Annotated in this window: 18 protein-coding genes, 3 tRNA genes and 1 pseudogene; 7 read left to right on the top strand and 15 right to left on the bottom strand. The window is 74.4% G+C overall.

Features of this window, described 5'->3' with window-relative positions; genetic code table 11:
• Positions 1-78: 78 nt before the first annotated feature.
• The 4 genes from O7542_RS19265 to O7542_RS19280 form a co-directional block, all read right to left on the bottom strand.
• Positions 79-870, bottom strand: coding sequence for a putative protein N(5)-glutamine methyltransferase (locus O7542_RS19265; RefSeq protein WP_281604980.1), 792 nt, complete (start codon positions 868-870; stop codon positions 79-81).
• A gap of 172 nt (positions 871-1,042) precedes the next feature.
• Positions 1,043-2,161 carry a cystathionine gamma-lyase gene (locus tag O7542_RS19270; RefSeq protein ID WP_043325958.1) on the bottom strand — a complete coding sequence of 373 codons (1,119 nt, stop codon included), beginning with the start codon at positions 2,159-2,161 and terminating at the stop codon, positions 1,043-1,045.
• Between the two features lie 11 nt (positions 2,162-2,172).
• Positions 2,173-3,180, bottom strand: a complete 1,008-nt coding sequence (locus tag O7542_RS19275) for an NAD(P)H-dependent glycerol-3-phosphate dehydrogenase (protein ID WP_281604981.1) — start codon at positions 3,178-3,180, stop codon at positions 2,173-2,175.
• The gene (locus O7542_RS19280; protein ID WP_043325959.1) at positions 3,177-3,902 is read right to left on the bottom strand and encodes a lysophospholipid acyltransferase family protein; all 726 of its coding nucleotides are present in this window, start codon (positions 3,900-3,902) and stop codon (positions 3,177-3,179) included. Before O7542_RS19280 ends, O7542_RS19275 begins: the two co-directional genes overlap by 4 nt.
• Positions 3,903-3,997: 95 nt before the next feature.
• On the opposite strand from O7542_RS19280, the pseudogene cofC reads away from it, so the two are divergent.
• From cofC to O7542_RS19300, 4 genes and pseudogenes are all read left to right on the top strand, one after another.
• A pseudogene (gene cofC / locus O7542_RS19285) lies at positions 3,998-4,606 on the top strand (2-phospho-L-lactate guanylyltransferase); the annotation flags it as partial.
• Between the two features lie 33 nt (positions 4,607-4,639).
• Entirely contained in the window at positions 4,640-4,837 is a 198-nt protein-coding gene (locus tag O7542_RS19290; RefSeq protein WP_281606486.1) for a cold-shock protein, read from the top strand.
• Between the two features lie 51 nt (positions 4,838-4,888).
• Positions 4,889-7,204: an RNA degradosome polyphosphate kinase gene (locus O7542_RS19295; RefSeq protein ID WP_281604982.1), complete on the top strand. Its 2,316-nt coding sequence runs from the start codon at positions 4,889-4,891 to the stop codon at positions 7,202-7,204.
• Positions 7,205-7,211: 7 nt separating this feature from the next.
• Positions 7,212-8,129 (top strand): NUDIX hydrolase, encoded by a 918-nt coding sequence (locus O7542_RS19300; RefSeq protein ID WP_281604983.1) that lies wholly within the window; start codon positions 7,212-7,214, stop codon positions 8,127-8,129.
• A gap of 6 nt (positions 8,130-8,135) precedes the next feature.
• Here the strand turns inward: O7542_RS19300 and O7542_RS19305 are convergent, their stop codons facing one another.
• The 4 genes from O7542_RS19305 to leuC all read right to left on the bottom strand — a co-directional run bounded on the left by O7542_RS19305 (position 8,136) and on the right by leuC (position 13,058).
• Complete coding sequence (locus O7542_RS19305) at positions 8,136-10,112, bottom strand: endonuclease/exonuclease/phosphatase family protein (protein WP_281604984.1); 1,977 nt, start codon at positions 10,110-10,112, stop codon at positions 8,136-8,138.
• A gap of 135 nt (positions 10,113-10,247) precedes the next feature.
• Positions 10,248-10,853 (bottom strand): HU family DNA-binding protein, encoded by a 606-nt coding sequence (locus O7542_RS19310; protein WP_030270029.1) that lies wholly within the window; start codon positions 10,851-10,853, stop codon positions 10,248-10,250.
• Positions 10,854-11,012: 159 nt separating this feature from the next.
• A complete protein-coding gene (gene leuD, locus O7542_RS19315; protein ID WP_043325965.1) occupies positions 11,013-11,600 on the bottom strand; it encodes a 3-isopropylmalate dehydratase small subunit in 588 nt (195 codons plus the stop codon).
• A gap of 15 nt (positions 11,601-11,615) precedes the next feature.
• Positions 11,616-13,058, bottom strand: a complete 1,443-nt coding sequence (gene leuC / locus O7542_RS19320) for a 3-isopropylmalate dehydratase large subunit (RefSeq protein ID WP_281604985.1) — start codon at positions 13,056-13,058, stop codon at positions 11,616-11,618.
• A 49-nt stretch (positions 13,059-13,107) separates the two neighbouring features.
• Here leuC and O7542_RS19325 point away from each other — a divergent pair, with 49 nt between their 5' ends.
• Positions 13,108-13,794, top strand: coding sequence for an IclR family transcriptional regulator (locus O7542_RS19325; protein ID WP_013284529.1), 687 nt, complete (start codon positions 13,108-13,110; stop codon positions 13,792-13,794).
• Between the two features lie 148 nt (positions 13,795-13,942).
• Here the strand turns inward: O7542_RS19325 and O7542_RS19330 are convergent.
• The 4 genes from O7542_RS19330 to O7542_RS19345 form a co-directional block, all read right to left on the bottom strand.
• Positions 13,943-14,015: transfer RNA gene (locus O7542_RS19330), tRNA-Glu, on the bottom strand.
• Between the two features lie 162 nt (positions 14,016-14,177).
• Positions 14,178-14,250, bottom strand: a tRNA-Glu gene (locus O7542_RS19335).
• 76 nt (positions 14,251-14,326) lie between these two features.
• Positions 14,327-14,398 (bottom strand) — tRNA-Gln (locus O7542_RS19340).
• A gap of 107 nt (positions 14,399-14,505) precedes the next feature.
• Positions 14,506-15,309 (bottom strand): fumarylacetoacetate hydrolase family protein, encoded by an 804-nt coding sequence (locus O7542_RS19345; RefSeq protein WP_013284528.1) that lies wholly within the window; start codon positions 15,307-15,309, stop codon positions 14,506-14,508.
• A 214-nt stretch (positions 15,310-15,523) separates the two neighbouring features.
• On the opposite strand from O7542_RS19345, the gene O7542_RS19350 reads away from it, so the two are divergent.
• Both O7542_RS19350 and O7542_RS19355 read left to right on the top strand, forming a co-directional pair.
• Entirely contained in the window at positions 15,524-16,942 is a 1,419-nt protein-coding gene (locus O7542_RS19350) for a hypothetical protein (RefSeq protein WP_281604986.1), read from the top strand.
• A 34-nt stretch (positions 16,943-16,976) separates the two neighbouring features.
• The gene (locus tag O7542_RS19355; RefSeq protein ID WP_209960332.1) at positions 16,977-17,861 is read left to right on the top strand and encodes a 3-methyladenine DNA glycosylase; all 885 of its coding nucleotides are present in this window, start codon (positions 16,977-16,979) and stop codon (positions 17,859-17,861) included.
• A 24-nt stretch (positions 17,862-17,885) separates the two neighbouring features.
• Here O7542_RS19355 and O7542_RS19360 read toward each other — a convergent pair whose 3' ends face one another.
• From O7542_RS19360 to arfB, 3 genes are all read right to left on the bottom strand, one after another.
• The gene (locus O7542_RS19360) at positions 17,886-19,019 is read right to left on the bottom strand and encodes a cellulose binding domain-containing protein (protein ID WP_281604987.1); all 1,134 of its coding nucleotides are present in this window, start codon (positions 19,017-19,019) and stop codon (positions 17,886-17,888) included.
• A gap of 88 nt (positions 19,020-19,107) precedes the next feature.
• Positions 19,108-19,680, bottom strand: a complete 573-nt coding sequence (locus O7542_RS19365) for a GNAT family protein (protein ID WP_281604988.1) — start codon at positions 19,678-19,680, stop codon at positions 19,108-19,110.
• Between the two features lie 49 nt (positions 19,681-19,729).
• Positions 19,730-20,155: an alternative ribosome rescue aminoacyl-tRNA hydrolase ArfB gene (arfB, locus tag O7542_RS19370; RefSeq protein WP_043325975.1), complete on the bottom strand. Its 426-nt coding sequence runs from the start codon at positions 20,153-20,155 to the stop codon at positions 19,730-19,732.
• Between the last annotated feature and the right edge of the window lie 4 nt (positions 20,156-20,159).

Raw genomic sequence — 20,159 nt, forward strand, 5'->3', positions numbered from 1 at the left:
CTAGTTCCCGTCCGGCCCACCCGCCACGCCCCCGGCGGGACTCCCCCACCGCGATCAGCCGGGACTCCCCCGCCGCGGTCAGCCGGGACGGCGGGCGGTCACCGCTGTCGCCTCGCGTTCCTCGTCGCGGACCACAGCCGGCTCCAGCCCGGCGGCGGTGAACACGGCGCACAACTCCGGGGCCTGCGCGACGCTCACCTCGACCACCACATGCCCGCCCGGGGCGAGCCACTCGGCCGCGCCGGAGGCGACCCGGCGCAGCACGGCCAGGCCGTCCGTGCCGCCGTCCAGCGCCACCGGCGCCTCGTACAGGCGCGCCTCGGCCGGCAGCGAGGTCACCGCGGCGGTCGGCACGTACGGCGCGTTCGCCACCACCAGGTCCAGCGTCCCGCGCCGGCCGGCCGGCAGCGCGTCGAACAGGTCGCCCTCGTAGACCGGGACGCCCAGCGGTTCGAGGTTGCGCCGGGCGCAGGCCACCGCCACCGGGTCGATGTCGGCGGCGGCCAGCCAGCGCGGCGTCAGCCGCTCGTGCAGCACCACGGCGGCGGCGCCGGAGCCGCAGCACAGGTCGAGCACCGCGGGGGCCGGCCCGGCCAGCGCCGTCGCGGCGTCGACGAGCAGGGCGGTCCGGCCGCGCGGCACGAACACACCCGGGTGGACGGCGATCCGCCGACCGCAGAACTCGGCCCAGCCGAGCAGATGTTCCAGCGGCAGGCCGGCGACGCGACGGTCGACCAGCCGGGTCAACGTCTGCGCCGAGTCGGCGGCGGCGATCAGCAGGTCCGCCTCGTCCTCGGCGAAGACGCAACCGGCGGCGCGCAGCCGGCGGACGAGGGCCGGACGATCGGGAGTGAACACGGTGGATGCCATGGCAGGCCTTTCGGGAAGCGCTCGTCGGCGCTCCCGGCGTCGCCTCAGCTCCTGGGCGACGCGGACTCGGAGGGAACGCCGGTCCTCTGCTGGGGGATCGGACTCACCTCCTCGGGTCGGGGCCGCACGGGCCGTGGCTGCCCGTCACGATAGCCCAGCGGGCGTCGCGCCGTCAGCCCGCCGCGTCCAGCGCGGCCGCCACGTCGGCGAGCAGATCGGCCGTGTCCTCGATGCCGCAGGAGAACCGCACGAAGCCGGGCGGCGTGGCGTCGCCCCACTGGGCGCGCCGGTCGGCGGTGCTGTGCAGCCCGCCGAACGAGGTGGCGGCGGCCACCAGCCGGGAGGCGCCGAGGAACCGGGCCACCCGGCCCTCGTCGCCCAGGTCGAACGAGACCACGCCCGGCACGCGCCGCATCTGTGCCGACGCGACCGGGTACGCCGGGTCGTCCGGCCGTCCGGGCCAGCGCACCCCGGTCACGTCCGGCCGGGCCGCGAGCAGGTCGGCCAGCGCCCGCGCGTTGGCGGTCTGCCGGGCCAGCCGCAGGTCGAGCGTGGCCAGCGACCGGTGGGCCAGCCAGCAGTCGAACGCGCCGGGCACCCCACCGGTGGCGTTGCGCCAGGTGGTCGCCGCGTCCCGCAGCCCGGCGTCGCGGGTGGCCAGATAGCCCAGCAGCAGATCCGAGTGGCCGGTCAGCGCCTTGGTGCCGGAGGCGACCACCACGTCCGCGCCGAGGTCCAGCGGGCGCTGCCCGAGCGGCGTCGCGGTGGTGTTGTCCACCGCCACCAGCGCCCCGGCGGCGTGCGCGGCGGCGGCCACCGCCCGCACGTCGACGACGTCCAGGCCGGGGTTCGCCGGGGTCTCCAGCAGCACCAGCCGCACGCCGTCGAACGACGGGTACGGCCCGGCGGTCGGCACCAGCGTCACCCGTACGCCGAGCTGCTCCAGCGTGCCCGAGGCGAACGAGCGCACCGAGTAGTAGCCGTCGGCGGGCAGCAGCACGGTGTCGCCGGGTCGCAGCACCGTCAGCAGCAGCCCGGTGATGGCGGCCTGGCCGCTGGCGAAGACGCGGCAGTCGGCGCCCTCCAGCTCGCCGATCGCCGTCTCCAGCAGTCGCCGGGTCGGGTTGTCCGGCCGCCCGTACCCGTCCGCCGCCGCCGACGGGCCGCGCTCCGGGTCGAGGTGGTACGGCGCGGCGAAGACCGGGCCGGGCAGGAACGGCTGCCCGGGTACCGCCTCCGGCAGTCCGGCGTGGACGCTGCGCGTGCCGTCGCCCCAGTTCTCGCCACTCATCCCGGCTCCGCTCACTCGTACGACTCCGGCTTGGCGGTACGGCTCATCAGCGCGTCCACCGCGAGGCGCGGGTCCATCCCCTCGTGGCAGATCCGCTCGATCTGCTCGGTGATCGGCATCTCGACCCCGTGCGCGCGGGCCAGGTCGCGGATGGCCAGGCAGCTCTTGACGCCCTCGGCGGTCTGCCGGGTGGCCGCCTGGGCCTGCTCCAGCGACTCCCCCCGGCCGAGGTGCTCGCCGAAGGTGCGGTTACGGGCCATCGGGGACGAGCAGGAGGCGACCAGGTCGCCCATGCCGGCCAGCCCGGCGAACGTGATCGGGTCGGCGCCGAGCGCCACGCCCAGCCGGGCGGTCTCGGCCAGCCCCCGGGTCATCAGCATGGCCCGGGTGTTGTCGCCGAAGCCCATCGCGGTGGCGATGCCGTACGCCAGCGCGATCACGTTCTTCACCGCGCCGCCCAGCTCGCAGCCGATCACGTCGTCGTTCGTGTACGGGCGGAAGTACGGGGTCCGGATGGACGCCTGCACCAGCGCGGTACGCCGGCTGTCGGTGCCGGCGACCACCGTCGCGGCCGGCTGCTCGGCGGCGATCTCCGGGGCCAGGTTGGGCCCGGAGACGACCACCACCCGGTCGGCGGGCACCCCGGCGGTCTCCATGATCACCTGGCTCATCCGCTTGGTGGTGCCCAGCTCGATGCCCTTCATCAGCGACACGAGCGTGGCGTCCGGCGCCACGTACGGCGTCCAGTCGGCGAGGTTGCCGCGCAGCGTCTGCGACGGCACCGAGAGCACCACCACCTCGGCGCCCTCGATCGCCTCGGCGGCGTCGCCGGTGGCGGTCACCCGCTCGGGCAGGCGAATCCCCGGCAGGTACTCCGGGTTGTGCCGCCCGGTCCGGATCGCCTCGGCCACCGCGGCCCGGCGGGCCAGGACCGTGACGTCCCGCCCGGCGTCGGCGAGGATCTTGGCGAACGCGGTCCCCCAGGACCCGGCGCCCAGCACCGCCACGTGCCCGCTCATTCGCCGGCCTCCCGGATGCCGGTGCGGGCGGGCCGCTGCCAGAGCGGCGGTGGTGTGCCGCCACGGATCTCCGCGACCAGATCCCGGATGCGCAGCATGATGGTGTCCGTCATCTCCTCCAGGATCGGCCGGGTCGGCGTGGCGCCGGCCCAGGGGCTCAGGTCCACCGGCGGGCCGGCGACCACCGTCACCGGGGTACGCGGGCGCAGCCCGAACCGCGCCGTACGCGGGTCGAACATCCGCTCCGGGCCGACCATGGCGATCGGGACCACCGGGGCGCCGGTCGCGAGCGCCAGCCGGGCCGCGCCGGTCTTGCCCTTCATCGGCCACAGGTCCGGCTCCCGGGTGGTGGTGCCCTCCGGGTAGATCACCACGGCGCCCCCCTCGGCCAGCGCGGCGACCAGCTTGTCCAGCGACTTGACCGCCTCGACGGTGCCCCGTTCGACAGGGATCTGCTGGCAGCGGTGCAGGATCGCGCCGACCACCGGCACCCGGAACACGCTGGCCTTGCCGAGGAAACGCGGCCAGCGCCCGGCGTCGTAGATGTAGTGGGCGACCACGAGCGGGTCGGCGTGCGAGATGTGGTTCGGCACGAGGATCACGCCGCCGTCGCCGCGCAGGTGCTCCATGCCCCGCCAGGTGCGCCGGGTCCAGACCGTCATCAGCGGCTTCACCAGCACCACGGCGAGCCGTCGCCAGAACCCCAGCCTCCGCCGTGCCACAGTGCCTCCTCGATCCGCCCACGCGCCCCGGCACAGAATCATGCCTGTTCGCCCCCGCTGCGGCCAGTGCGGGTACCGGCGCTCCCGCTGGCAGGATGGTCGGCGTGTCTGAGGCCCGCTGGACCGTGGTGATGCCGGTGAAGCGCCTGGGAGCGGCGAAGAGCCGGCTGCGGGGCGCGCTGCCCGGCGTACCCCATGAGGAGCTGGCGCTGGCCCTGGCGGCCGACACGCTGCGCGCGGCGCGGGCGTGCCCGGCGGTCGCCGGGGTGCTCGTGGTGACCGACGACGCGCGGGTGCGCGCGGCGGCGGACGCGGCGGGCGCCCGGGTCGCCGCCGATCCGGGCGCCGGGCTGAACGCGGCGTTCCGGCACGGCGCGGCCGTCGCCGGGCCGCGCGCCGCCGTGGCCGGCCTGACCGCCGACCTGCCCGCGCTGCGACCGGCCGAGCTGGCCGCCGCGCTGCGTGCCACCCAGGGGGTACGCGGGTACGTCGCGGACGCACCCGGCGGTGGCACCGTGCTGCTGGCCGCGCCGGCCGGGGTGCCGCTGGCGCCGCGGTTCGGGCCCGGCTCGGCCGCCGCCCACGCGGCGAGCGGGGCGCTGCCGCTGGCCGGTGACTGGCCCAGCCTGCGCCGGGACGTGGACACCCCGGCGGACCTGGCCGCCGCCGCCGGGCTGGGTCTGGGGCCACGCACGGCGGCGCTGCTGGCCGGGGCCGAAGTCCGGTACGGTGCTGGCATGCAGGGCACGGTGGCCACCTACGACGCGTCGACCCGCAGCGGCGTGCTGCTGCTCGACGACGGCACCGAGCTGGCGTTCCCGGCCCGCGCGTTCGACGCCTCCGGGCTGCGGCTGCTCCGATTGGGGCAGCGTGTCCGGATCGAGCGAAACGCCGACGGCGAGGTCGTCCGGGTGACCTTGCCGACCATGGCGTGAACAACCTGGCCGGAGTTCATTTTCCGTTCACCCTTATCGGGGAATCATGAGGTGGTGAGCACCCCTCGCGAGCACCCCGACGGCCCGCCGCCGATCCTCGACCCCGGCCCGCCCCGCAACGGCCGCCCCAGCCGCGGCCCGGACGGGCGGTTCCGCCAGCCCCGGCCCCCGGAGGAGCGCCTCGGCGCCGACCCGGACGCGGCCGGCGCCACCGGGCTGGACGAGCCGCTCGACCCGGTCGAGGGCCCGGACGAGACCGGCCCGGACGAGACCGGCCCGGACGCCGGGTCGCCACCGGCGCAGCCGCTGCCGGAGGACCGCTTCCTCAACCGGGAGCTGTCCTGGCTCGACTTCAACGCCCGGGTGCTGGCGCTCGCCGAGGACCCGCGCACCCCGCTGCTGGAACGGGCGAAGTTCCTGGCCATCTTCGCCAGCAACCTGGACGAGTTCTACATGGTCCGGGTGGCCGGGTTGAAGCGCCGCCTCTCCGCGGGCCTGCCGGTGCGCGGTGGCGACCGGCTGCCGCTGCGCACCCAGCTCGAACTCGTCACCGAGAAGGCCGCCGGCCTGGTCGCCCGGCACGCCGCCTGCCTGGTCGACGACGTGCTGCCGAAGCTCGCCGCCGAGGACATCCGCATCCTGCGCTGGAGCGACCTGGACGACGCCGAGCGGGAGCGGCTGCGCACCTGGTTCCGGGAGCACATCTTCCCGGTGCTCACCCCGCTGGCGGTCGACCCGGCGCACCCGTTCCCGTACATCTCCGGCCGGTCGCTGAACCTGGCCGTCTCGGTACGCGACCCGGACGGCGGCTCGGAGCTGTTCGCCCGGGTCAAGGTGCCGAACAACGTGCCCCGGTTCGTCCGGGTCCACCGGGAGCAGCCGGGCGTGCGGTTCCTGCCGGTGGAGGACCTCATCTCGGTGCACCTCGGCCAGCTCTTCTCCGGCATGCAGGTGGTCGAGTGCCACCTGTTCCGGGTGACCCGCAACGCCGAGGTCGAGGTGGACGAGGACCGCGACGAGGACCTGCTCCAGGCGCTGGAACGGGAACTGGCCCGGCGCCGGTTCGGTCCGCCGGTACGCCTGGAGGTGGCCGCGTCCATCTCCGACCACATGCTGGAGCTGCTCGTCCGCGAGCTGGACATGGACGACCACGACGTGCTGCGGGTACGCGGGCTGCTCGACCTGTCCGCGCTGTGGCAGGTCTACGGCGAGGCGGACCGGCCCGACCTGAAGGACCCGTCGTTCGTGCCGGCCACCCATCCGCGCCTGGCCGAGGGCGAGGTGCCGCGCAGCGTCTTCGCCACGCTGCGCGACGGCGACGTGCTGGTGCACCACCCGTACCACTCGTTCGCCACCAGCGTGCAGCGCTTCGTCGAGCAGGCCGCGGCCGACCCGAACGTGCTCGCCATCAAGCAGACGCTCTACCGCACCAGCGGCGACTCCCCGATCGTGGACGCGCTGGTCGACGCGGCCGCCGCCGGCAAGCAGGTGGTGGTGCTGGTGGAGCTGAAGGCGCGCTTCGACGAGGTGGCGAACATCGGCTGGGCGCGCACGCTGGAACGGGCCGGCTGCCACGTGGTGTACGGCCTGGTGGGCCTCAAGACGCACTGCAAGACCGCGCTCGTCGTACGCCAGGAGGGCAACCAGATCCGCCGGTACTGCCACATCGGCACCGGCAACTACCACCCGAAGACGGCACGGCTCTACGAGGACTTCGGCATGCTCACCGCCGACCCGGAGATCGGCGCCGACCTGACCGACCTGTTCAACGTGCTCACCGGCTACAGCCGGCAGACCGCGTACCGGCGGCTGCTGGTGGCGCCGCAGGGCATCCGCAGCGGCCTGATCGAGCGCATCGACAGGGAGATCGAGCACGTCCGGCTGGGCATGCCGGGGCTGGTGCAGTTCAAGGTGAACTCCCTGGTGGACGAGGAGATCACCGACGCGCTCTACCGGGCGTCGCGGGCCGGCGTGCACGTGGACCTGCTGATCCGGGGCATGTGCACGCTGCGGCCGGGCGTGCCGGGGCTGTCGGAGAACATCCGGGTCCGCTCGATTCTCGGCCGGTTCCTGGAGCACTCCCGGATCTTCCGGTTCGGCAACAACGGCGACGCCGAGTTCTGGATGGGCTCCGCCGACCTGATGCACCGCAACCTGGACCGCCGGGTCGAGGCGCTGGTGCAGGTGAGCGATCCGGTGGCCCGCGCCGAGCTGGACCACGTCCTCACCGCCGCGTTCGACCCCGACGTGGACGCGTTCGAGCTGGCCGCCGACGGCACCTGGCACCGGCGTACCGGCGACGGCGACACGCCGCTGACCCACCTGCAGGACCTGTTGCTGCGCCGGGTCGGCGGCCGGGCGGACTGAGCGGGCCGTGGCGCGTGCCGGGCGGGCATACGGTGAGCGGGTGAGCGACGACGAGCCGGTACGGATCCGGGCCGCGGGCGGCGTGGTGTGGCGCCCGGGCCCGGCCGGCGTCGAGGTCTGCCTCGTGCACCGCCCCCGGTACGGCGACTGGTCGTTGCCGAAGGGCAAGCTGGACCGCGGCGAGCATCCGCTGGTCGCCGCCGTCCGTGAGGTCGCCGAGGAGACTGACGTACGCGCGGTGCCGCAGGTGCGCCTGCCCACCGTCCGCTACCGCAGCGAGGGTCACGCCAAGGCGGTCGACTACTGGTCCATGCGGGCGGCCGGCGCCGGCGGCTTCCAGCCCGGCACCGAGGTCGACGACGTGGCCTGGTTCCCGGTCGACGACGCGGTACGCCGGGTCAGCTACCCGCACGACGCCGAGGTGATCGCCGCGTTCGCGGCGCTGCCGCCGGTCACCGCGACCGTGCTGCTGGTGCGGCACGCCAGCGCCGGCAAGCGCGGCACCTGGACCGGCCCGGACCACGGGCGCCCGCTGGACGACGACGGGCAGGCCCAGGCGCTGGCGCTGGTGCCGCTCGTGGCCCTGGTCCGCCCGGCCCGCCTGTGCTCCGCCTCGGCGCGCCGCTGCGTGCAGACGTTGAGCCCGGCCGCGGCCCGGCTGGACCTGCCGATCGAGGTGTGCGGCGACTTCGACGAGCCGGAGCCGGGCCAGCAGGCCGAGGAGTGCGCGCTCGCCGCCGCGGCCCGCCTGGTCGCGCTGGCGCAGGCCGCCGGGACGGTGGCGGTGTGCAGCCAGGGCAAGGTGATCCCGGGCGCGCTGGAACGGCTCACCGGCCGCGTGGACGAGGACTTCACCACCGCCAAGGGCGGTGGCTGGCTGCTGCCGTTCACCGGTGACCGGCTGGTCCTCCCGGACCGGCTGTGAGGCGGCTCAGGGCAGCGTGACGGTGAGCGTCACCGGGAGGTGGTCGCTGGCCTCGGTACGCGGCGCGCGTACCTCACCGGCGGTCAGGCCCGGGGAGACGAAGACGTGGTCGATCTGGGTGCGCGGGTCGTCGGCCGGGCTGGTCCGCAACGGCCGGGCCGGGGCCAGCGCGTCCACCAGCCCGGCGCCGGTGAACTCGGCGAACGCCGGGTCGGCCGGCTCGGTGTTCAGGTCACCACCGAGCACCAGCGGACGGCCGGCGGCGTACCGGCCGGCGAACGCGGCCACCTCGCGGGCCTGCTCCACCGGATCCCGGCCGGGCGGCGGTTGCAGGTGCGTGGCCACCACTGCCAGCTCGCGACCACCGAGGTCGAGCGTGACGCCGAGGGCCTGCGCACCGGTCGGCGCGCCGTGCGCGGTCAGCCGCCGCGTCTGCCCGGAACGCGCCGGGAACCGGCTGAGCACCGCGTCGCCCCAGACCGGGTCGGCGGCGGGCGCGAAGACGTACGGCATCTCCAGCCGCCGGGCCAGCAACGCCAGCGTGTCGTGGCCGCCGTTGAGCCACCAGCCCCGGTCCACCTCGCTGAGCAGCACGATGTCCGCGCCGCGCAGCTCCCGGGCCAGCGCGTCGAGGTCCAGCCGGCCGTCCAGGCCGAACCCCATCCGGATGTTGTACGCGGCCACCCGTACCGCCGCCGGCGCGGCCGTGGCCCGGGCCTGTGCGGGCGGTACGTGCAGCGCGGCGCCCAGCGCGGCCAGTGCGGTCAGGCCGGCCAGGACCGTGACCCGGACCGTGGTGGGCAGCACCGGGCCGGGTGAGGCCGCGCCGGACGATGCCGGGGTGGCCCGGAGAGGCGCGGTAGCCGCCACCAGAGCCACCAGGACGGCCGTGGCGACCGGCGCCCAGCCGTTGGGGTACCCCAGGTCGTAGGCGGCGTAGTAGGCCACCGTGGCCACCGCGAACACCAGCATCCCGAGCGCCGCCGCCCGCCCGCGTCGCGCCCCCGCCCGTCCGTCGTCGCCCGGCCCGGCCGCGTCGTCGGCGGCTGCGGGCCCGTCGCCGGTCGTGTCGGTGAGGGCCAGGCAGCCGCCGAGACCGGCGGCGGTGAGCAGGTACGCCGGAACGAGATGCCCGGTCACGAACAGCACCGACCCGGCGAGCAACGCCAGTGGCCACAGCACCCGCGCCACGCGCGCCGGTGCCCGGAACAACGCCGCCGCGAGGAACAGCAGCACCGCGAGCGCGCCCGGCAGGGCACCGCTGCCGGGGCGGGCGAGCCCGGGGAAAGCAGGCGATCCGGTGCCGGCGGCGGCGCTCCAGAGCGCCGGGGCGAGCGCCACCTGACCGGCCAGCAGCAGCGCCGGCCCGCACAGCAGCCAGGCCCGGCGTCCCGGAACGCGGATACGCCGCCCGGTTGTGCCGTGGCCCGCGCCCGTCGGGGACGGCCCCGCCGCCGACGTGTCCGCCCGCTCCCGCCGTACCGCCACCGACGCGGCCAGGAACGCCGGCACCAGCAGGGCGCTCAGGCTCCAGGCGAGCACACCGCCGCGCCACACCAGGTCCTCGGTGCCGAGCAGGGCGTGCCCGACCGCGTTCCCGGCCATGCCCAGCGCCAGCCCGGCCACCGGCCGGGGCACGGACGCGGCGGTGGCGGCGAGCCAGACCAGGCCGGCGAGCAGCCCGGCGCAGGCCAGCCAGAGCTGGGCCGGACCACCGGGTTGCGCGGTGAGCGCCAGCCGCGCCGCCGCCAGCACAACGGCGGCGACGAGTCCGACCGGGGCGGCGCCGGTGCGGCGTACGAGCGCAGGCGCGGCGAGCGCGAGCAGGAACCAGCCGAGCGCGAACGCGCCGAGCAGCTCGGCCGGTGTCTCGGCGGCCCGCCCGAAGAGGGTGATGACCGACGGGAGCCAGACCCGCAGCACGTCCAGCAGGACCGCGATACCGAGCGCGAGCGTGAGGGTGGAGAGGTGACGGTGCCGCACGGGCGCCTCTTCTCGTGACCGACGGGGGTTTTCGGCACGGCGATTCTGCGGGGCGCGACGGCGGACGGTCAACGGCGTACCCATGCGAAAGGGCGCCCACCGGCAACGGTGGGCGCCCTTTCGTGGGCCGTCCGGTCAGCGCCGGGTGGCGGCCTTCTTGGCCGGTGCCTTCTTCGCGGGCGCCTTCTTGGCCGCCGTGGTCTTCTTGGCCGTGGCGGACTTCGCCGCGGTCGTCTTCTTGGCGGTGGTGGTCTTCTTCGCCGCGGTGGACTTCGCCGCGGTCGTCTTCTTCGCCGCCGTGGTCTTGGTCGCGGCGGCCTTCTTCGCCGGCGCGGCCTTCTTGGTAGCGGTGGTCTTGGTGGCCTTCGCCGCCGTGGTCTTCTTCGCGGCGGCGGTGGTCTTCGCCGCTGTGGTCTTCTTCGCGGCGCCGGTGGTCTTCTTCGCGGCGGCGGTGTCCTTCGGCACCTTGCCGCTGGCCACCATCTCCTTGAAGCCCGCGCCCGCCCGGAACGTCGGGACGGAGGTCTTCTTGACCTTCACCGCCTCGCCGGTACGCGGATTGCGCGCTGTTCGGGCTCCCCGGACGCGCTTCTCGAACGCTCCGAAACCGGTGATCGCCACCTTCTCGCCCTTGGTGACCGCCGCCTGGACCTCAGCGAGAACCGCGTCGAGCGCGGCCGTCGCCGTCTTCCGGTCCCCCAGGCGAACGGCGAGCGCCTCGATGAGCTCGGCCTTGTTCACGACTTCCTCCCGATTGTGCAACTGACTCGACGCGAGCCATTCTGCGCGCACGTTATGCCCTGTGCTGCCTGGACACAAACATTCGGTGGAAAAAAGCCCTTGTGTCGTAACGGATTCGCCCCCACCGGGCGCACCGGTGGGGGCGAATTCGGGCCGGAGTCAGGCTACCGAGGGCAGGAACGACGGCCGGGACGCCTCGTACGAGGCGATCTCCGCCTCGTGCCGGAGGGTGAGTCCAATGTCGTCCAAGCCCTCCATCAGCCGCCAGCGGCTGTGGTCGTCCAGCGGGAACGCCCAGGTGGCGTCACCGGCGTGGACCTGGCGGGCGGCGAGGTCGACAGTGATCGGCGTGGTCGGCTCGGATTCCACGAGATCCCACAGTTCTTCCACGGCTTTCAATTCCAGCTCGACCGGAAGGAGGCCTTCCTTGAGCGCGTTGCCGCGGAAGATGTCACCGAAGCGGGGCGAGATGACGGCCCGGAAGCCCCAGTCCCGCAGCGCCCAGACGGCGTGCTCCCGGGATGATCCGGTGCCGAACTCGGGGCCGGCGATCAGAATCGACGCACCCGAATGGACGGGATCGTTGAGGACGAATGACGGGTCCTCCCGCCACGCGTTGAACAGACCATCGGCGAATCCGGTCCGGGTCACCCGCTTGAGGTACACGGCGGGGATGATCTGGTCGGTGTCCACGTTGGATCGGCGCAGCGGCACGGCGGTGCCGGTGTGGGTGGTGAACTTGTCCATCTCTCGGCTGCCCTTCTACAGGTCGGCGGGGGCGGCCAGCCGGCCGACCACGGCGGTGGCGGCGGCGACCGGCGGGGACACCAGGTGGGTACGCCCGCCCCGGCCCTGGCGGCCCTCGAAGTTGCGGTTGGAGGTCGAGGCGGAACGCTCACCCGGCTTCAGCGTGTCCGGGTTCATGCCCAGGCACATGGAGCAGCCGGCGAAACGCCACTCGGCGCCGGCCTCGGTGAAGACCTTGTCCAGCCCTTCGATCTCGGCCGCCTCGCGGACCGCGGCCGAGCCGGGGACCACGAGCATGCGTACGCCGTCGGCGACGCGGTGCCCGCGCAGCACGTCGGCGGCGGCACGCAGGTCCTCCAGGCGGCCGTTGGTGCAGGAGCCGACGAAGACCACGTCCACGGCCAGGTCACGCATCGGCGTGCCCGGGGTGAGGTCCATGTACTCCAGCGCGCGCCGGGCGGCGACCCGCTCCGGCTCGGTGACGAAGTCCTCCGGGGACGGCACCGTCGCGCCCAGCGGCACACCCTGCCCGGGGTTGGTGCCCCAGGTGACGAACGGCGTGATCCGGCTCGCGTCGAGCGTGACCTCGGTGTCGAACGTCGCGCCGTCGTCGGTGGGCAGCGTCCGCCAGTACTCCAGCGCCGCGTCCCAGGCGTCGCCCTGGGGCGCGTTGGGCCGCCCCTTCAGGTACGCGAACGTGGTCTCGTCCGGCGCGATCATGCCGGCCTTGGCGCCCCACTCGATGGACATGTTGGCGATGGTCATCCGCCCCTCCATGGAGAGGTCGCGGATCGCCTCGCCCCGGTACTCGACGATGTGACCGCGACCGCCGCCGGTGCCGACCTGCGCGATCAGCGCGAGCACCAGGTCCTTGGCGGTGACGCCGGGCGCCAGCTCGCCGACCACGTTCACGGCCATGGTCTTCGGCCGGGCCTGCGGCAGCGTCTGCGTGGCCAGCACGTGTTCGACCTCACTGGTGCCGATGCCGAACGCGAGCGCGCCGAACGCGCCGTGGGTGGCGGTGTGCGAGTCGCCGCACACGATCGTCATGCCGGGCTGGGTGAGGCCGAGCTGCGGGCCGATGACATGCACGATGCCCTGGTTCTCGTCGCCCAGCGCGTGCAGGCGGACGCCGAACTCGGCACAGTTGCGACGCAGCGTCTCGATCTGGGTGCGGGAGGTGGGGTCCGCGATCGTGAGCAGGTCGCCGCGCCGGAGGCGGAACGCCGGGTCGTCGTACCCGGTCGGGGTGTTGTGGTCCTCCGTCGCGATCGTCAGGTCGGTACGGCGGACCCCGCGCCCGGCCAGACGCAGCCCGTCGAACGCCTGCGGGCTGGTCACCTCGTGCAGCAGGTGCAGGTCGATGAAGAGCAGGTCCGGCTCGCCGTCGGCGGAGCGGACCACGTGTGCGTCCCAGACCTTCTCGGCCAGGGTCCTCGGTTGAGTGACTCCCACCATCTGGACATCCTAAATTCTGGGAGGTAAATTTCGGCTTGTGGGACACAGTATGAGCGGTGTCGGCGTTCTCGACAAGGCGGTGGTCATCCTGGCCGCCTGTGTCGACGGCGCCAGCCTGGCCGAACTCGTTGAACGCACCAAGCTGCCCCGGGCCACCGCGCACCGGCTGGCACAGGCGCTGGAGATCCACCGGATGCTCGTCCGGGACACCCAGGGGCGCTGGCGCCCGGGTCCACGCCTGGGCGAGCTGGCGAACGCGGCCCCGGACGTGCTCCTGACCGCCGCCGAGCCGCTGCTCGCCGCGCTACGGGACGCCACCGGCGAAAGCGCCCAGCTCTACCTGCGGCGCGCCGACGAGCGGATCTGCGTGGCCGCCGCCGAGCGTGCCAGCGGCCTGCGGGACACCGTCCCGGTCGGCTCGGTGCTGCCGATGACCGCCGGGTCGGCGGCGCAGATCCTGCTCGCCTGGGAGCCGCCGGAGGCGGTCATGCCGCTGCTCCCCCGCTCCAAGTTCACCGGCCGCACGCTGGCCGAGGTACGGCGGCGCGGCTGGGCCCAGAGCGTCGCGGAGCGGGAGGCGGGTGTGGCGAGCGTCTCGGCGCCGATCCGGGACCGCACCGGCCGGGTGATCGCCGCGATCAGCATCTCCGGCCCGATCGAGCGCCTCGGCCGCCGCCCCGGAGAACGCCACGCCATGGCCGTCGTCCGAGCCGGCCAGCGCCTCTCCGGCCTCTGACCCACCCACCCCCACCCCCCTCTCGCGTTGATCATGAAGTTGGCGGCATTTTTGATCTCCCAGACTGCCGCTAACTTCATGATCAACGGGGTGGGGCGGGGAATGCGAACGGCCCGCCTCGCGTAGCGAGACGGGCCGTTCGGTGACGTAGCCCCGACCGGATTCGAACCGGCGCTACCGCCTTGAGAGGGCGGCGTCCTGGGCCGCTAGACGACGGGGCCAGGCACTTTTCCTGCTTCGCCGCCCTGCCGGGTGGCGTGGCAGTAGTCTAGCGGCATCGCGTCCGGCACCGCGCCGCGGGGGTCACCCCCACCGCACGCGGAAAACGTTGCCCGGACAGCAGAAAGCCCGCCCCGGGGAAACGGGACGGGCTGTCGGTGCTGTAGCCCCGACCGGATTCGAACCGGCGCTACCGCCTTGAGAGGGCGGCGTCCTGGGCCGCTAGACGACGGGGCCAGAACCTTCATTGCACTCCGCCAGCGTGAGCTGCCGGAATCCAGCGTCCGCGAGCTCTTGCGAACCCGCGGCTGCGCTGGGGTACCAGGACTCGAACCTAGACTAACTGAACCAGAATCAGTCGGGCTGCCAATTACCCCATACCCCATTGGCCCCTTGCGGCGCCGGGAATGAACTTTACCCTCCCGGTGCCGACAGGCCAAATCCAACCCCTCGAAACCCACCTGACCAGCGGAAACGAGGCATCGGAGCGAATCAGGCGACAGGGACCACCGGGTTGCTGAGCTCCCCGATCCCCTGGATCCGCACGGTGACCGTATCCCCCTCGGTGAGCGGACTAACCCCCGCCGGCGTGCCGGTCAGGACCACGTCGCCGGGCAGCAGCGTCATCACGTGCGAGATGTACGACACCAGGCCCGGTACGTCGAACACCATGTCCTTGGTCCGGCCGAGCTGGCGTACCTCCATTTCCTCCGGGTTGCGGCCCACCTCACACCGGATCTCCAGGTCGCTCACGTCGAGCCCGGTGGTGATCCACGGCCCGATCGGGCAGAACGAGTCGAAGCCCTTGGCGCGGGTCCACTGGCCGTCGGAGCGCTGGAGGTCCCGCGCGGTGACGTCGTTGGCGCAGGTGTAGCCGAAGATGGCCCGCTCGGCGGCGGCCCGGTCGGCCCGGCGGGCGCCCGGAGCGCCGATCACCACGGCGAGTTCCGCCTCGTGCTCGACCTGCTTGGAGAAGATCGGCAGCCGGATCGCGTCGCGCGGACCGATGACCGACGTGGACGGCTTGAGGAAGAGCAGCGGCTCCTTCGGCACCTCGCTGCCGTGTTCGGCGGCGTGCTCGGCGTAGTTGCGGCCGACGCAGACCACCTTGCTGGGCAGGATCGGCGACAGCAGCCGGACGTCGGAGAGCGCCCAGCGGGCGCCGGAGAACTGGATCTGCCCGAACGGGTGGCCCTCGATCTCGGCGATGGTCAGGCCCTGCGGCCCGGCCTCCGGCTCGCCCTCGACGACCCCGAACGACATTCCCTTGGCATGAGCGAAACGAGCGATACGCACCCGGCCAATCTATCCCCGCCCGCGCGTCGCCCGTCGGACACCGGCAGGCAGCGCGCCCGGGCGGCCCGCGCCGCACCCCTCGCCGCCCGCCGGCGCCGGGACCGGCGAGAGAGCGGCAGGGTACGCCGGATCGCGCCGGACGGGGCGGGAATGGCGGCTTCGTACCCGCCCGGCGGGGCCCGGCCCATAGCTTCGGTTCCGGAGGTTCGTTGGTATGCCTGCATCGAGACGACACCACAAGGCCCTGGCAGTGTTCGTGAACTGCCTCGGCGTCATCGCCGCCGTACCGGCGCTGTCCCCGGCGACGCCCCGCGCGGCCGAAACCCCCGCCCGACCGGCTCCACCGCCGGCCGCCGTCCCGGTCGCCCTGCCCGGCGCGGGGGCGACCCCGATCCCGACCGGCGTGCCGGCGGTCCCGCCGGCGGTGCCGACCACCGGCCCGGCGCCGGTCCGCCCGTCGATGCCGCCGGTGAGCGTGGCGGTCGGCGCGGCGGGCACTCCGGCGCCGGGTTACCGGATCGAGGTCCGCAACGCCGGCACGGCGCCGGTCGACACGATGGTGCGGCAGGAGCTGCCGAGCGGGTCGCGGGCCACCACGGTGACCGGCGGCGGGCGGACCACCCGGCCCGCCGGGTCCAGCGCCGGGGAGGTGACGTGGCGGCTGCGCCTGCCGGCGAAGAGCACCACCACGTTGCACACCGCGCTGTCGGTTCCCGGCCCGGGCCGGTCGGTGACCGCGCCCACCTGCGTCTACGGCACCGACGGCACGCGCCCGTACGACTGCGCCACGGCGACCTGGGTGGGCGCCGCGACGGCCCCGGCGGCGCAGGTGACGGCCGCCCCGGCCTGGCGGCGGCCACCGGTGCTGCTTGCCGCGTTCACCGCGTTGCTGGTGGTGACCGCGGGCGTGCTGTGGTGGGCCCTGTGGCGCCGCCGCCGGCGCACGGCCGCGACGGCGGGCACCGGCCTGTCCGGAGGCGGGGCGATGTCCACCGGTCCCGGCGCGCCGGGAAGCGGCGTCCCGGGGCAGGGCAGCCCGGCCGAACGGGGCACGGTCTATCCGCGTACGGCGGTGCCGGCGCCCGCGAGCCGCCGTCGCCGGCCGCCGGTCTGGCTGGTGGTGGGCGTGGCGGCGGCGGTGCTGGCCGGGGTGGTCGGCGCGGCGGCCTGGTCGGCCACGCAGCGGGTGGCGGCGATGGACACCACCAAGCAGCCGACGAGCGGCGCGTGGGTGGGCAGCAGCGTCACCGGCGCGTTGGGCCAGCCGCTGCGGGAGACCGCGTTCGAGTTCACCGTCTACCGGGTGAGCTGCGGCGCGGACGTCCTGCCGGCGGCGCCCGGCGGCGGACGCCCCTGTCTGGCCACGGTCGGGGTGCGCAACGTCACGAACGAGGACCAGACCTGGCACGGGCAGTTGCAGCGCGCGTACCTGCCGAGCGGGAACTGGGTGGCCGCCGACGAGGACGCGACCCGGGTGGCGAACCTGGGCCGGGACGTGTTCTCCCAGCCGGTGGCCGCCGGGCGGCGGGTGCTGCTGCCGCTGGTGTTCACCATGCGCGGCGACGAGCCGCCGAAGCGGCTGGAGCTGCGCAGCGGCGTCTTCTCCGCGGGCGTGCGGGTGGACGTGCCGTGACCCGGCGACGGGCGGCGGTCGTACCCTGGGGTGCGTGACCGCCGCCCTCGCCCCCGCGCTCGACGTCGCCGACTGGCAGGCGCGCCGGGCCGCCCACGAGCAGCGGGTGGACGCCTGGCTGACGCCGCATCTCGGCCGCCGCCGGGCGGGCGTGAAGCATCCGGTGGAGGACTTCCTCTTCACCTACTACTCGCACCGGCCGGCCCAGCTGCGCCGCTGGCACCCGGGCGCGGGCGTGACGCTGCGCGACGCCGACCCGGCCGGTTTCGGCCCGGACTACACCGCCTGCGCCGCCGGGCTCACCCTCGACACCGATCGGGTACGCGCGCGGCGCGCCGAGTCGATCGCCTGGATCCGTACGCTGCTGGCGGCGACCGCCGGACGCCCGGCGCAGTTCGGCTGCTTCGGCATGCACGAGTGGGCGATGGTCTACCGGCAGACGCAGGAGCAGGTACGGCACAACTCCTGGCCGCTGCGGCTGAGCCCGGCGGCGACGGCGGCGGTGGTCGAGGAGCGCGGCGTGCGGTGCAGCCACTTCGACGCGTTCCGGTTCTTCACCGCGCCGGCCCGCCCGCTGAACGTGCTCCAGCCGACCCGGGACAGCCAGCACGCGCTGGAGCAGCCGGGTTGCCTGCACGCCAACATGGATCTCTACAAGTGGGCGTACAAGCTGTCGCCGCTGGTCTGCTCGGAACTCGTGGCGGACTGCTTCGAGCTGGCCCGGGAGATCCGGACGCTGGACATGCGTGCCAGCCCGTACGACCTGGCCGCCCTGGGCTACCCGCCGGTGCCGGTGGAGACGCCGGAGGGCCGGGCCGAGTACGCCACCGCGCAGCGCGGGTTCGCCGAGCGTGCCGCCGGGTTGCGCGCCCGGCTGCTGGCCGCGCTGGACCGGGCGGTGCCGGCCGACCACCGCTGAGCGGGGCCGGCCGGCACGCGACGGTCAGCTCGGCGCGCAGGTCAGCGCCGGGCTCGGCGCGGTTCCCTCGGCCAGGAACCCGAACGTGGTCTGGGCGGCCGGGGCCAGCGCGCCGTTCCAGCTCGCGTTCCGGGCGGTCACAGTGGTTCCGCTCTGCGTCACGTCGGCGCTCCACGCCTGGCTGATCCGTTGTCCGCCGGCGAGCGGGAAGCGCACGGTCCAGCCGGCGATCGGCGCGGCGCCGTCGTTGCGCACTGTCACCTCCCCCTGGAAGCCGCCCGGCCACTGACCGGCGAGGCGCCAGGTGGCGGTGCAGCCGCCGGGCGCCGACGTCGGGCTCGCGGTGGGCGACGGGCTGGTCGTCGGTGACGGGCTGAGCGTGGGCGACGGCGTGGGGCTGACGGTCGGGGACGTGGTCGGGCCGGGCGTGGCGCGGCCGAGCGCGGCGACCAGCGCCGGGTACCACCTGTCGGACATCTTCTGGTCCCCGGCCGCGTTCGGGTGCACCCCGTCGTAGGTGTCGGTGGCGGTGCTGAACCCGGTCCACTGGTCGACCACCACGATCGGGGAGGCGGCCGTGGTCTTCCCGGCCGCCCAGCCGTCGATGAGCGAGTTGAGCGCCACGGTCCGCTGGCCGCACTCCGGGCAGCTCGCCGGGTTCATCGGGATGATCTTCGCGACCAGCACGGTCGTGGCCGGGTTGGCGGCCCGCATCTGGTCCACCAGCTTCGAGTACGCGGCGAGGATCGTGGCGGGCGCGATGTTGCTCCACACGTCGTTGGTGCCGAAGTGCATGAGCACGACGTCCGGGCGGGTGGCGGCGAGCCAGCCGGGCAGCAGGTTCTGGTTGGCCACGTTCGTCGCGAGGTAGCCGCCGTGGCCCTCGTTGTCGCCGTCGTACGGCACGCCGCATCCCTGCGGCCCGAGCGTGCCGACGAAGTCGACGTCGGTGTGGCCGGTGGACTGGAGGCGGTTCCAGAGCAGGGCGCGCCAGCAGCCGGGCGACCCGGTGATGGAGTCGCCCAGTGGCATGACGCGGACCGGCGTGGCCGCCGCGGCGGCCGGGGGTGTGGTGGCGGTGAGGGCGAGGCCGAGAGCGAGGACCGGTAGCAGCGCGGCGAGCACGGTCAGCGCGGCGCGTACGGGGTTTCGGGACATGCGGAAGGGACTCCTGTCACTGTGACGTGGTGGTCGGTGACGGCCCGCAAAGCTCCCGTACGCATTGAAGCGCTTCGACGCCTCCGGCTCAACCCTCCGGGTACCCCCGGTGCCGGTTCCACTCCGGAGCGAGGATCGACATGACAGTGGCGTCCACCCAGCCGTCGCCGTCGCGCAGCACCTGCCGCAGCGTTCCCTCGGCGACGAAGCCCACCTTCTCGTAGGCGCGCCGGGCACGCGGGTTGAACGCGAACACCTCCAGGCCGATGCGGTGCAGGCCGAGCTGCTCGAAGCCGTACCCGACGATCAGCCGCACCGCCTCGGTGCCGAGGCCGCGGTCGCGGCCGCCGGGGCCGATCAGCGTGCGGAAGTTGCAGCTCGCGTTGGCCCGGTCCCACTCGTTGAGGACCACCTCGCCGACGCAGGCGCCGCCGGCCCGGTCCACCACCGCGAGGTCGAGCCGGTCGTCCTGGCTGTTGCGGGTGCCGTACCAGGCGCGCAACCGGGCCGGTTCGAACGTCTCGCCGGCCGGGCTGCCGGTCAGCCGGACCACCTCCGGGTCGGCCAGGATCTCCGCGAGCGCCGGCAGGTCGTCGTCGTGGAACGGGCGCAGCGCCACACGCTCGCCGGTGAGCGTGGGCTTGACGGAGAAGTCGATCACGGGGCGGAATTCTCCGATCGGCGCGCCGGGCGGTTCAACCGTTTTTCGGTCAGTCGCCGTCCACCCGGCGGTCGCGTTTGCGCTGGGACTGGCGCTTCTTCTCGGCCAGCCGGCGCTCCTTGGCGCCACGGGAGGGGCGGGTCGGGCGGCGCGCCTTCGGCGGCGGGGCGACGGCCTCGCGCAGCAGCGCGGCCATCCGTTCCCGGGCCGCTTCCCGGTTGGCCAGTTGCGCGCGGTGCTCACTGGCGGTCACGGTCAGCACGCCGTCGACCAGGCGTCCGGCGAGCCGGGTCAGCGCCCGTTCCCGCAGCGTCTCCGGCACGCTCGGCGAGCGGCCCAGGTCGAAGCTCAGTTCCACCCGCGAGTCGGTGGTGTTCACCCCCTGGCCGCCGGGCCCGGACGACCGGGAGAACCGTTCCCGCAGCTCGACTGCGGGCACCACGAGCCGGTCGGTCACCCGCAGTCCGTCGTCCACTCCC

The organism is Micromonospora sp. WMMC264, assembly GCF_027497275.1.
In the GTDB taxonomy this organism is placed as follows: domain Bacteria; phylum Actinomycetota; class Actinomycetes; order Mycobacteriales; family Micromonosporaceae; genus Micromonospora; species Micromonospora chalcea.

Bases quoted from the DNA above. Each gene is read 5' to 3' on its own strand.
- O7542_RS19265 (WP_281604980.1), bottom strand. From the start codon at position 870: ATGGCATCCACCGTGTTCACTCCCGATCGTCCGGCCCTCGTCCGCCGG.
- O7542_RS19270 (WP_043325958.1), bottom strand. From the start codon at position 2,161: ATGAGTGGCGAGAACTGGGGCGACGGCACGCGCAGCGTCCACGCCGGA.
- O7542_RS19275 (WP_281604981.1), bottom strand. From the start codon at position 3,180: ATGAGCGGGCACGTGGCGGTGCTGGGCGCCGGGTCCTGGGGGACCGCG.
- O7542_RS19290 (WP_281606486.1), top strand. From the start codon at position 4,640: ATGCAGGGCACGGTGGCCACCTACGACGCGTCGACCCGCAGCGGCGTG.
- leuD (WP_043325965.1), bottom strand. From the start codon at position 11,600: ATGGACAAGTTCACCACCCACACCGGCACCGCCGTGCCGCTGCGCCGA.
- leuC (WP_281604985.1), bottom strand. From the start codon at position 13,058: ATGGTGGGAGTCACTCAACCGAGGACCCTGGCCGAGAAGGTCTGGGAC.
- O7542_RS19325 (WP_013284529.1), top strand. From the start codon at position 13,108: ATGAGCGGTGTCGGCGTTCTCGACAAGGCGGTGGTCATCCTGGCCGCC.
- O7542_RS19350 (WP_281604986.1), top strand. From the start codon at position 15,524: ATGCCTGCATCGAGACGACACCACAAGGCCCTGGCAGTGTTCGTGAAC.
- O7542_RS19360 (WP_281604987.1), bottom strand. From the start codon at position 19,019: ATGTCCCGAAACCCCGTACGCGCCGCGCTGACCGTGCTCGCCGCGCTG.